Origin of the sequence: Cyclobacterium sp., from assembly GCF_014762705.1 — a bacterium.
In the GTDB taxonomy this organism is placed as follows: Bacteria; Bacteroidota; Bacteroidia; order Cytophagales; family Cyclobacteriaceae; genus Cyclobacterium.
The window spans coordinates 22921-35318 of record NZ_JABURL010000080.1 but is presented as its reverse complement, the minus strand read 5'-3'; the positions used below and the strand labels follow the sequence as shown (position 1 = coordinate 35318).

Here is a 12398-nt window from a genome sequence, read left to right as displayed (position 1 = left end):
TTGATGGTAGAGGAAATACTTTAAAAAGGCAAATGCAAAAAAAATACTATGCCAGCTAAAGGGCTATCGAAGTACCAATTTCAATGTGGATATGGCTTGGTAAATCAGGTTTCTGGCGGATTTAACATGGGAAAACCCCATTAATTCGCTAATTTGGTGATAGGGAAGTCCCTCAAAATAAAAATAATATAGCGCTTCCTTTTTCCGTCCTGACAATTTTTTCAAAGCTTGATTAAGTTGATTTGCCTGTTCTTCATGAAATTGTTGATCAATCATTACCTGCTCATGGGAATAAATGATCTGAAATGGTTCATGATCTTTGAAGGCTATGGTCTTTTTGGATTTGCCCATTTCACGAATCAGTTTCCTTTTCAGGCATTTCATCAGGTAAAATTTGATGCTATCTGTATTTCCCAACCCCGATCTTTTTAGCCTGATTTGGATAAAAAGGTCCTGAATACAATCTTCGGTAAGCTGCGGCTGTCCGGAAAGCCTTAAGCCATAATTAAAAAGCTGATCGTAGTACCTTTCATAAATTTTAATAAATGCGGTTTCACTACCCTGCTTAAATTGAATCCAAAGATCAGCATCTTTCTCATTTACAGCCAATTCTGAATTTTGCAAGTTATTATGCTTTCCCTGTTTTGGGTCGGTATAATTTTTGGGTTTATTCATTCTAAACTTAAATGTAGCCCATTCTGTTAAGAAATAAAAAAACAGGTTTCTTATAACTCCTTTTACATGGCTCAAAAAAATGACATGAATCACCTTTTATATAAATAAAAGGTTCTGATGCTTTTTTTAAAAAAAAATGGATTTAATTTTACCTTATAATTACAATCAAATCTGACAGCTAGTGATTCTACTATTTCTATTTCTTATCCATTGGTATTTCTCTTTGTTTTGCCAGAGTTTTTTCCTTCACCGCTATGCGGCTCACCAAATGTTTATCATGAGCAAATTCTGGGAAAAATTCTTTTACGTTTTCACCTGGATTGCTCAAGGGAGTTCCTATTTATCCCCCAGAGCTTATGCTATTTTACATCGCATGCACCATGCCTACAGTGATACCCCAGATGATCCCCATAGTCCACACCATACAGAGAACCTGTTTACCATGATGTGGAAAACAAAAAAAATCTACAATGAGCATTTCACATTCAAGGTAAAGCCCGAAGAAAGGTTCTCAAAGGATGTACCGGACTGGAATCGGTTTGACCGGTTTGCCGATACCATGGGCATCAGAATAGGATGGGTTTTGGTTTATGTATCTATTTATGTGCTATCGATAAGCGTGTTTGAATTGGCTGGCACCCATTGGTGGATGTATTTTCTATTGCCCATACATTTTATGATGGGACCAGTACATGGGGCCATCGTCAATTGGAGCGGCCACAAATACGGTTACGCAAATTTTAACAATAACGACCAGTCAAAAAATTCTCTGTTTCTGGATTTTCTGATGCTTGGAGAATTGTTTCAAAACAACCACCATCGCCTTCCAAAACGGGTTAATTTTGCGGTCAAATGGTTTGAGTTTGACCCAACTTATCCGCTTATCAAATTATTGCATGCTTCTGGAATAATAAAATTGAAAACTTTGCAATGAAAACCAATATGGGCAAATTCATGGATATTTGTAGGCCCTACAGGTAATTTTAATTTTAAACACTTTTTTTTGAATAATTCCATTTAAAAAAAAATTTTTTTTATAAAAGTTTTGCAAATAAAAAACTAAATGGTTAAGTTCATGAAAAATCACCTACTTAATTAAAAATATGAGAGAATTAACAAGAGCGGAAGAGCAGATCATGCAGATCCTTTGGGACATTGAGAAAGGTTTTGTCAAGGATGTCCTGGAAAAAATGAAAACACCGAAACCAGCCTATAATACTGTTTCAACCATTATACGGATATTGGAAAGGAAAGGTTTTGTCAAGCACAATGCCTATGGTAAGTCTCATGAATACTATCCTATCGTTTCGAAGGATGAATACAGGAGTTTTACCATAAAAAACCTGCTTTCGGGTTATTTTAGCGGTTCTTTTGCCAAACTTGCATCATTTTTTGCGAAAGATGAAAAGCTTGATGTGAAAGCTGTCGAAAAAATATTGGACGAGGTTAAGGATGATGTCAAGGACAAATAATTGAATAAAAAAAAGGGGATCAATTGATCCCCTTTTTTGTTTTACTTTTTTAATCTGCAGTGCCTATTGCATGAACCTGAAATCCGATGGCCCTCAGGGCTTCTTTATCCAATAAATTCCTTCCATCAAAAACATGGGCAGGTTTTAACATGCTATCATAAATTTTCTGCCAATCATAAGTTTTAAATTCATCCCACTCTGTAAGGACCGCAACTGCATGTGATCCTTCGCAAACCTTGTAAGGGTCAGAGCCAACTGTAAGATTTTTCCGGTTGTCCTCAGGGCTTCTGGAGCCCAGATAATCAAGATCAGAAAAAATCTGCTGCTTGTTGACTTTTGGATCGTACACTTCAATAATAGATTGTTCATTCAAAAGGTGATCTGCCACATAAATGGCCGCTGACTCCCTGGTATCGTTGGTGTCCTTTTTAAAGGCCCAGCCTAGAAATGCAATTTTTTTACCACTTACGGTATTGTACAAATTCCTGATGATTTTTTTGGAAAACCTTCTTTTCTGATGGTCATTCATAATGATCACCTGTTCCCAATAGTCAGCCACTTCATGCAATCCGTAAGACCGGGAGATATAAACCAGATTCAATATGTCCTTTTGAAAGCAGGACCCTCCAAAGCCTACTGAAGCCTTCAAAAATTTGGGGCCAATACGCGAATCTGTTCCGATGGCCTTGGCTACCTCATTCACATCTGCTTCAGTAAATTCGCAAAGTTCAGACAGTGAATTGATGGAAGACACCCTTTGGGCCAAATAGGCATTGGCTGTCAATTTTGACAATTCAGAAGACCAAACATTCGTGGTTAGTATCCTGTCTTTAGGTACCCATCTGGCATAAACCTCAACTAGTGCCTGAATGGCCCTTTCCCCATCTGGTGTCTGATCTCCTCCAATAAGCACCCTGTCAGGTTTCATTAAATCATCCACCGCCGTACCTTCGGCTAAAAATTCGGGATTAGACAAAATCTGGAAATTCAACCCATTACCCGTATGGGTCAGGATATCTTTTAATGTACTGGCCGTGCGGACCGGAAGGGTAGATTTCTCTACCACTATTTTATCTCCTTTTGCCACCCTAGCGATTTGACGGGCACACAATTCAATCCATTTCAGATCTGCAGCCTGCCCTTTTCCCTCCCCGTAGGTCTTGGTAGGTGTATTCACAGATATAAAAATCATCTCTGCCTCGTCAATGGCCTTATCCACTTCAGATGAAAAAAACAAGTTTCTTCCCCTGGCCTCGGCTACAACTGCAGACAAGCCAGGTTCATAGACTGGAATATTTTCCACATTCGGATCGTTCCAGGCTGCGATTCTGGCTTTATTGATATCTACAACAGTAACATTAATGTCAGGACACTTCTTCGCGATCACGGCCATAGTCGGGCCTCCAACATACCCGGCACCGATACAACATATATTTCGGATTTTCATTTTTTATGTGTTAAAAACAATAGAAAATTTAAAAGCAGCATTAATTAGCAATAATAAAAATTATTTTTATTTCAAAGTCAACACTTATTTGAGTTCAGGTTTCAAAATTAAAATATTCAAACGAATATCAAAAACAAACCATTCTTTTTGATTGAATATGTAAATAAAAAAAGAAGCTGTCCGAATAGGGCAGCCTTTTTTATGCAGCTATTTTTCTGGAATATTCGGAAAAGTTTGAATCTCCAATAATTCGTAGCACTGATAAACAAAAAGGGTGATTTTCGCCCAAAAGTACCGCAATGTAAACCGGTTTTGGAGATGCGAAAACCGTTTTAGTTGGAAAGACTGCTGCTGCCATTATCTTCCTTAGGTTATGGCCGAGTGCCATCAGCATAAATTCCATTGTTACTTTTTCTAATAAATTGAATGTGAATTGGTTAAATTTATTGTTGCTTTTTTGTACAACTCCAGAATACCATTTTTGGAGAAAAAAACAACTAAATTAGCGGCTGCCCGACTTTTCGGACAGCCTCTGCTTTTTGAAAAGGAATCGGATTAAAGTTTATCCCTCACAAATAAAAAAAGGGTTTAATAAGTTTTGTTTGTTATACAACAGAGGCTGATTATTATCGGTTTTTTTTACAGTAAATCCCAGGGCCAACAAGACCCCATGGGCAGCAGCGGTATCCCATTCCATTGTTGGCGCAAAGCGGGGATAGAGTTGGGCCTTCCCTTCCGCCAGCAGCATGAATTTCAGGGATGATCCCATGCTGATCACTTCTGCATCCGGATAGCGGTCGATTACTTCCTGTGTTTCCGGACTTAGGTGGGAGCGGCTGGCCACGATAGCGCGAACCATTTTGTTCTCAGGTCGCTTCAGCATGCGCGCCTTTTCCTTCCCTTCCTGTTTCCAGACTCCTTCTTCAGCATTTCCCCAGTACATCCTATCCAATACAGGCGCATAAACCACGCCCATCACCGGCGTATCTCTGTGAATCAGCGCAATATTGACGGTGAATTCCCCGTTTTTCTTGATAAACTCCTTCGTGCCATCAAGTGGGTCTACCATCCAGAAATATTCCCAGTTTTTGCGCTCTTCGTAGGGAATGGATTTACCTTCTTCGGAAAGTACGGGCAGCCCGGTTTCACTGAGGTATTTCATGATCTCCTCATGGGCGGCCTTGTCGGCCAGTGTCAAGGGGGAATCGTCGCTTTTCATCTCCACACCAAAATCGGCAGAATGGTAAATCTTGAGTATTTCCTGCCCGGCTAATTTGGCGGCAGTTACTGCTATTTTGGTGAGTTGTGATATATTCATTTTATGTTTTTTCAATGGGTTTTTTTTCAGCCACTTATTCAATAATAAAAGAAATTTAAATTTTCAGGAAAGACCTTTTTATTAAAAGAAAAGGTATAAGCCTTTCTCCTTATTTAAATTTCAAAAGAGTTTTCCCTATAAACATTGATAATAAACTTATTTGGCAGATTTGAATTTTTAATCAGTTGCCTAATAGCTGTAGGCAATATAGGGTTTGTCAGCTTCAGCGGCCTTAGCTAAATCAAGATGGCTTAAATCCAAATTTTACCAAAAACACTTCCTACTTCCTGTAACACTTTTCCCCTAAAATGCGCTTTTTGATTTTTTAGGGCAAACCACTAATAAATCATTTGAAAATTTTGTTTTCATACTCCAATTAAAAATTAATGGCCTTACATTTCTTCAATTTTGGCTAAAGCCGGGGTTTTTGGATTGCTAATTATTGGAATGGGCTAAAGCCACATTCCTATTGAAGGGTTTTGAGGCACAAGTCCCTTCGTCTCTCAATCTTTTCGTCCCTATGTCCCTTCGTCTCTCCGTCCCTAAATCTCTTTACAACTGAAAAACTTCGGAGCATATTCCGCTAAATCACCATACCGGCAGCGACGGTTTCGTTGGTATTGGGGTCGATAAGGATGATAGAACCAGTTTGGCGGTTTCGCCGGTAGGCATCCATAAACAAAGGTTGAGCGGTACGCAGGCTAATGCGGGCAATGTCATTCATCCCGATTTCCTGCACCCCTTCTTCCCGGTGAAGTGTGTTGACATCCACCCGGTAAAGGATCTCTTTTACCATTGCTTGACACTCTTTAGTGGTATGTTTGATCAGTAATTTGGTTCTCCCTGCCAGCTTTTGCTGACTCATCCAGCATACCATTACATCCAGATCCTGGGCCACATTTGGCACATTGTTGGGCCTTACGAGCATGTCACCCCTGCTGATATCCAATTCATCCTCCAGGGTCATGGTCACCGACATGGGTGAAAAGGCCTCGGCAATGGGTTGCCCGTTGAGCTCTATGCTTTTGATTTTGGAAGTGAAGCCGGTAGGCAATACCTTCACATCGTCCCCGGGTTTAAAAATCCCTCCTTCTATCCTTCCGGCATAACCCCTGAAGTCCTGATGCTCGTGGGTATGGGGCCGGATGACCATTTGAACAGGAAAACGACAATCAATGTGGTTCAAGTCGGAAGCGATGTGAACATTTTCCAACAGGTACAACAGGGTAGGCCCCTCGTACCAATCCATATTTTTGGACCTGTCTACTACATTGTCTCCCTTTAAAGCGGAAATAGGCACAAAATGTACGTCTTTGATTTCCATTTTGCTGGCAAAATCTTTGTAGTCCTTGATGATTTTTTCGAACACCGCTTCATCATAGTCCACCAGATCCATTTTATTGACACAAACGATCACATGAGGTATTTTCAGCAGAGAAGCGATAAAGGAATGCCTGTAGGTTTGTTCCAGCAAGCCCTTTCTGGCATCAATCAGAATAATGGCCAGGTTGGCAGTAGATGCCCCAGTCACCATGTTTCTGGTATACTGAATGTGACCGGGAGTGTCGGCAATGATAAATTTCCGCTTGGGCGTGGCAAAATACCGGTAAGCCACATCAATGGTGATGCCCTGTTCCCTTTCCGACTTGAGGCCGTCGGTTAGCAAGGAAAGGTCTACATAGTCAAAACCTTTTTTTTCGCTGGAGGTTTTTACGGCGGCTATCTGGTCTTCAAAAATAGATTTGGAATCAAATAACAACCTCCCTATGAGAGTGCTTTTCCCATCATCCACAGACCCTGCCGTGGTAAATCTCAACAATTGATTGGTTTCCTGTATGCTCATGCTCGTAGTTTTATTTCTAATATCAGTCTTGTATTTATTTATTGTACCTACCTCCCGATAAGTCGGTCAGAAAGGTCTAAGGGTTAAAAGCTTCTTGCCGGCTGGGGTACTTTATTGTACCTGGCTGGCAGTTGGGCCTAACTATGGATTCAACTGTAGTGGTTAAGGGTTAATAAGCCCTAACATCATCCCTTCGGCTCCGCTCAGAAACCTGGACCATCGGTCGCTCCGTCTCTTAGTCTATCTGTCTCCCCTCTCTTCGTCTCTATTTCTCTCCTTCGTCGGCTTTGCGCAGCCTCTGTGTGCTTCGATACTCTTTTTTTTCGCTTCTCCCTAATTACTAACTTAATTCAGGATTAATTTTTGATTGCGAAAAAATCCCCCTACCCCCTTTTGAAAGGGGGATTTCGTCTTTACCACCCTGCAGTATTCTTTTTTATTTTGCAATTTGCTAATGGCTCATTTTTAAAGGCCAACCAATCCTAATAAATCTTCGTGGCTGTTGTGCATCCTTTGTGTACCTCTGTGACTCTTTTTTTGTTTGCTCACTTTCCATTCCTCTCTAGAAGTACCCGCTTTTCTTCCTGTCTTCCATGGCGGTTTCGCCTCTTTTGTCATCGGCACGGGTGCCTCTCTCTGTGGTTCGGGTGGTGGCTACTTCGGCGATGATCTTGTCAAGGTCGTCGGCATCTGATTCCACCGCTCCCGTGATGGGCATGTCTCCACAGGTACGGTACCGGACCGTCATGGTTTTGACTTCTTCTTCCGGCTTCAGCTGGATAAACTCCGACTTGGCCAGGATCACCCCATCTCTGACCACACATTCCCTTTGGTGGGAAAAGTACAGGGAAGGCAAATCGATGTTTTGGTTTTGGATGTACTGCCAGACATCCATCTCCGTCCAATTAGAAATAGGGAATATCCTGAAATGTTCCCCTAAATGTTTTTTGCCGTTGAACAGGTTCCATAGCTCGGGTCTTTGGTTTTTGGGATCCCATTGTCCAAATTCGTCCCTATGTGAAAAAAAGCGTTCTTTGGCCCGGGCCTTTTCCTCGTCCCTTCTGGCACCACCCATAGCGGCGTCAATTTTGAATTTTTCCAGCGTATCCAGCAGAGTTACGGTCTGCAGGGCATTACGGCTAGCATTTACACCGGTTTCTTCCCTTACTTTTCCATCATTGATACTTTGCTGTACCGAGCCAACGATAAGTTGTACGCCCAGCTTATTGACAAGGTCGTCCCTGAAAGCAATGGTTTCCGGGAAATTGTGGCCCGTATCGATGTGGATCAGGGGAAAGGGGATTCTGGAAGGATAAAATGCTTTTTTGGACAGGTGGGCCAGTACAATGCTGTCCTTGCCACCTGAAAACAAAAGGGCAGGCTTTTCAAATTGGGAGACCACCTCCCGGATAACAAAAATTGCCTCTGCCTCCAGTTCCTCCAAATGGGATAAATAATATTGCGCCATAACTATATTTTTATTTTTTTCTCTAATTCATTCATTAATTGTTCCACAGCTTTCTCCGGAGATACTTCTGCTGTTTTGATCACCAAAAAAGGGGATTCAGGAGCTTCATAAGGGGAATCAATGCCTGTAAAATCCTTGATCAAACCTTGCCTGGCTTTTTGATACAGGCCTTTTACATCCCTTTCTTCACAGACTTCCAGTGGACAATCTACATGGATTTCCAGAAAGCGATCACTGCCTACCAGATCCCGTATCATCTCCCTGTCGGAAATATAGGGAGAAATGAATGCCGATAAGACAATTAGTCCGGCATCCATCATCAACTGGCTTACAGCGGCAATTCTACGGATATTTTCAATACGGTCTGATTTACTGAAACTCAGGTCTTTGTTCAGTCCGCAGCGGATATTGTCCCCATCCAGCAAATAGGTATGGTAACCCCTTTTGTGCAAAGCCTGTTCTGTGGCATTGGCCAGGGTGGACTTACCCGAACCCGACAGGCCGGTAAACCAAAGCAGTTTGGCCTGTTGCCCCAGAGCTTGCTGCCGCAGTTCGCGTGTAATTTTAAATTCTGAGGGATGTATGTTTTCCTGCATTTGACCTATTCTGAATAAAACTTACAAATAATACCATTGGATAAACAACAGTACCACGGTACTATAAATCAGGGTTAGGGGAAAACCTATTTTAAAGTAATCCTTAAACTTGTAATTGCCCGGGCCCATGACCATCAGATTCGTTTGATAGCCTATGGGGGTCATAAAGTCTCCAGATGCCCCAAAGGCGATGGCCACAAAGAAGGGGGCCAAAGGTTGCTCCAGCTGGTTACCCAGCTCCATGGCAATGGGAAACATAATGGAGACCGCAGCCGCATTGGTGATCAGGCTGGTCAGTACCAGGGTCATGACAAACAACAGGACCAAAGCCAGCATCACCGCCGTCCCGTCGGTCAGGTAAAGCAATCCATTGACCAGTTGGTTGGCGGCTCCGGAATTGTTCAAAGCTACTCCCAAAGAAAGAGAACAGACCAGGATCAACAAAAGGTCCAGGTCTACTGCCTTCCGTAAAGTCTGCAAATTTAACACTTTAAATATATACAGGGTAAGGATTCCTGCAAAAGCTGCCATAAAAAGATCTAACCAGCCGATAATCCCGGTGAACAATATGAACAATGCCATCAGGGAAGGTAATCTTTTGAAGGTACCCCTGTCCTGGCTGATCTCTCCTCTAAGGGTGATAATGATCAAGTCTTTCAAATAATCGTTCCTGTTATCTTCCTTACCAGTCAGCATCAAAAAAAGATCTCCGGCCTGCACCTTGGTTTCCCCAATGTTTCCTTTCAGCTGCGTACCATTTCTGTGGATGGAAATAATCGAAGCCTGGTAGCGGTTTCGGAAATCGCTGTCCTTGATCTTTTCACCTATCAAGGCAGAAGAGGCCGGCACCACGGCTTCGGTCAATTGGAAGAAGCCATAGTTGGACACATAACCGTCTTCCGGAAGGCTAAGCCCATTTTCTTCCTGAATCAACTTGAGAATGGCTTCAGAATTGCCGGTAAAGAAAAGCTTGTCCCCTTCCTGCAAAATTTCATTGGGTCCCACCGGTGATATTTCCAGACTTCCCCTTTTTATTTCTGCAAGAAAAATTTCTTTCAATTTCCTGAGCCCTGCCTCTTTGACCGATTTACCATGCATTTTCGATCCTTTGGGCAGGTAGGTTTCTACCAGGTATTCATTCAGGTGATCAATGATCTCACTTTTGTTTTCCTCTCTGGCTGGTAAAAGGTGGGAAGAAGCCAGGCTCAGATAGCTGATCCCGAAGAAAGTAACCAATAAACCCAGGTAAAGGAAATCTTCAAAACCCAATAAGGGCAGACCATATTGACTGATCAGCCCATTCAACACCAGGTTGGTAGAGGTTCCTACCACCGTAATCATACCTCCCAAAATAGTGGAAAAGGAAAGAGGTATCAGAAATTTTGATGCAGGATAATTGTTGGTTTTGGTCCACTCCTTGACATAAGGAATCATAAAGGCTACAACCGGAGTGTTGTTCAATACAGCAGACAGGCTTCCCACCAAAAGCATCAGGCGTATGCGAAATATACCAGGCTTCAATTTTTGGCTGAAAAGTCTGAAGAAAAAGCCCGTACCGATATTTTTTTGAATTCCTGCCGTGAGTCCGATCAGCAAAAAAATCACAATGATCTGTTTGTTGGCCAGGCCCATCAAGAATTCCTCGGGACTGATGATCTGCAGAAGGAGCATTAAAAAAACCGCACCCAAAAATGCAAAAGATGGTCTTAGCAGGTCTTTGTATAGTACAAAAACCAATGCTGCCACAACGAATAAGGTAATCAGGCTGGGAGAAAACATCAAAGGGTTAATGGAGTCAGGCACAGCTTCGCCAGGTAAGTCCCTGTATTGAACTGAACATTATTGATTACAATAAAAAAAGCAGCAAATGCCCCTGAACAAAAAAGGACAGTTTAGCTGCAAAATTTAACCGTATAATTTTATCAAATTTAAAACCTATTCTCCAAAAGCAGAAAGTTTATTTACCCACACTTTAGAAGATTAGCAATTCAAATATAAAAGTAGCAGGGTAGTAATTTAATTCAAAATTTTCCAAAGAATTTAAAAGGAGAGTTCAGCCAATCACAAAGGAATACCTCCCGGTAGTCCCCGGTAAAATGTATCCCAGCATCCAAAAACTCAGTTCAGCTGCATTTTTCATTTTAAAAACCAGGTATTTATTTGATTTTACTTAAATCATTTCATTTCCCATCTTCCATTTAACTTATAAGGAGAAGGGGCTGGTTAATTAAAACCAGACAAATTGCTTCTATTGAATGGCTAAAAACGATTATTAAAAAAATAAAGTCCTTAATCTAAACCAAATGATTTTATTAACTTTGATTTTTATAAGAAACATACATCAATTTTACTGATTGGATTTGAAAACCAAAAGGAAGTTTTGACTTTGAAAATTTCTTCCTGTGAAAAATAAATAAAAAAAGTCGGTGACACAAACAGTATTCAGCATGAATTTTGGCATCGATTTATGATATTAACATAAGGTAAAAATATAAACCAATTTTTTATTAATCAGGAAAGCATGAGCTACCGATTTGTTTTCATTTTAATTACTTGCACCTGCCTGATTTCCTGCTTTCCACGAGATAATAAAAAGGTCACCTTTATGGCCATTGGTGATGTCCCATACCACCTCCCTGAGGATTTTCAACGTTTTGAACGCCTGATCCAGTCAATAAATACCACAGCAGCAGACTTCACGCTTCATGTTGGCGATATTAAATCCGGAAGCACCCCTTGTACGGACGAATATTTTGAAAGGATTAAAGGCTATTTCAATGACTTTAGGCAGCCTTTGATTTATACACCGGGAGACAATGAATGGACGGATTGCCACAGGGAAGCCTGTGGTGGTTTTGATCCGGAAGAACGATTGGATAAACTGCGACAGGTTTTTTATTCGGAGGATCAAAGTCAGGGAAAAAACCCAATGGCTCTGGAAAGACAAAATAGTTGGGAGGGATTTGAAAAATTCCCTGAAAATGCCCGCTGGCAAATGTCTGGGCTAACCTTTGGGACCTTTCATGTTACCGGATCCAACAATAACTTTAAACTAGATTCAGCTGCTCTGAATGATGAATTTTATGAGCGGGAACTTGCGAATAATTTCTGGTTGAAGCAACTTTTTGAACAGGCAAAAACAGCAGGTAGCCGGGGCCTGGTACTAGTGCTGCATGCGGGCTTGAATTACAATAGCATGGATGAGCGCAACGGTCATGCCAGTTTTGTGCAATTGCTGCGGGAAAGCGTGATGGCATTTGGAAAGCCTGTGCTGCTCCTATATGGAGACCACCACCGCTTTATGGTAGACAAGCCCTTGCGTGATAATACCGGAAAAACCCTGACAAATTTCACTGCTGTTCAGGTTTTTGGCGACCGGGACATGCATGCGGTAAAGGTGACAGTAGCTCCTGAAAATCCTAACTTATTTCTTATCGACCCTTTTTATGTAACAGGGAATTAAAAGCTTAGAATTACTGACCCATAAATTCATTAAAAAATTATAGATTTCGCCTTACAATTGCCTGAAAATTCATCATTTTTATATTTATTTTTTTTAATTACATTTGATGGTTAATA

The 12398-nt window shown here is 41.3% G+C and carries 10 protein-coding genes; 3 read left to right on the top strand and 7 right to left on the bottom strand.

Annotation, left to right across the window (positions count from 1 at the left end):
- Positions 1-63 precede the first annotated feature (63 nt).
- Positions 64-675 carry a sigma-70 family RNA polymerase sigma factor gene (locus HUJ21_RS15015; RefSeq protein WP_291371160.1) on the bottom strand — a complete coding sequence of 204 codons (612 nt, stop codon included), beginning with the start codon at positions 673-675 and terminating at the stop codon, positions 64-66.
- Positions 676-856: 181 nt separating this feature from the next.
- Between HUJ21_RS15015 and HUJ21_RS15010 the strand changes: the two genes are divergently transcribed.
- Both HUJ21_RS15010 and HUJ21_RS15005 read left to right on the top strand, forming a co-directional pair.
- The gene (locus tag HUJ21_RS15010; protein ID WP_291371158.1) at positions 857-1609 is read left to right on the top strand and encodes an acyl-CoA desaturase; all 753 of its coding nucleotides are present in this window, start codon (positions 857-859) and stop codon (positions 1607-1609) included.
- 169 nt (positions 1610-1778) lie between these two features.
- On the top strand, positions 1779-2147 hold the full coding sequence (locus HUJ21_RS15005; RefSeq protein WP_166148471.1) for a BlaI/MecI/CopY family transcriptional regulator: 369 nt from the start codon (positions 1779-1781) through the stop codon (positions 2145-2147).
- A 49-nt stretch (positions 2148-2196) separates the two neighbouring features.
- Here the strand turns inward: HUJ21_RS15005 and HUJ21_RS15000 are convergent, their stop codons facing one another.
- From HUJ21_RS15000 to HUJ21_RS14975, 6 genes are all read right to left on the bottom strand, one after another.
- Positions 2197-3594 carry a UDP-glucose 6-dehydrogenase gene (locus HUJ21_RS15000; protein WP_166148473.1) on the bottom strand — a complete coding sequence of 466 codons (1398 nt, stop codon included), beginning with the start codon at positions 3592-3594 and terminating at the stop codon, positions 2197-2199.
- A 562-nt stretch (positions 3595-4156) separates the two neighbouring features.
- Positions 4157-4912 carry a 3'(2'),5'-bisphosphate nucleotidase CysQ gene (gene cysQ / locus HUJ21_RS14995; protein WP_291371155.1) on the bottom strand — a complete coding sequence of 252 codons (756 nt, stop codon included), beginning with the start codon at positions 4910-4912 and terminating at the stop codon, positions 4157-4159.
- Between the two features lie 583 nt (positions 4913-5495).
- The gene (gene cysN, locus HUJ21_RS14990; protein WP_291371277.1) at positions 5496-6776 is read right to left on the bottom strand and encodes a sulfate adenylyltransferase subunit CysN; all 1281 of its coding nucleotides are present in this window, start codon (positions 6774-6776) and stop codon (positions 5496-5498) included.
- A 541-nt stretch (positions 6777-7317) separates the two neighbouring features.
- On the bottom strand, positions 7318-8223 hold the full coding sequence (cysD, locus tag HUJ21_RS14985; RefSeq protein ID WP_291371153.1) for a sulfate adenylyltransferase subunit CysD: 906 nt from the start codon (positions 8221-8223) through the stop codon (positions 7318-7320).
- Positions 8224-8225: 2 nt separating this feature from the next.
- Positions 8226-8819 carry an adenylyl-sulfate kinase gene (gene cysC, locus HUJ21_RS14980; protein ID WP_291371151.1) on the bottom strand — a complete coding sequence of 198 codons (594 nt, stop codon included), beginning with the start codon at positions 8817-8819 and terminating at the stop codon, positions 8226-8228.
- Between the two features lie 21 nt (positions 8820-8840).
- Entirely contained in the window at positions 8841-10622 is a 1782-nt protein-coding gene (locus HUJ21_RS14975) for an SLC13 family permease (RefSeq protein ID WP_291371149.1), read from the bottom strand.
- A 718-nt stretch (positions 10623-11340) separates the two neighbouring features.
- Between HUJ21_RS14975 and HUJ21_RS14970 the strand changes: the two genes are divergently transcribed.
- Positions 11341-12282 carry a metallophosphoesterase gene (locus HUJ21_RS14970; RefSeq protein ID WP_291371147.1) on the top strand — a complete coding sequence of 314 codons (942 nt, stop codon included), beginning with the start codon at positions 11341-11343 and terminating at the stop codon, positions 12280-12282.
- Positions 12283-12398: the final 116 nt, after the last annotated feature.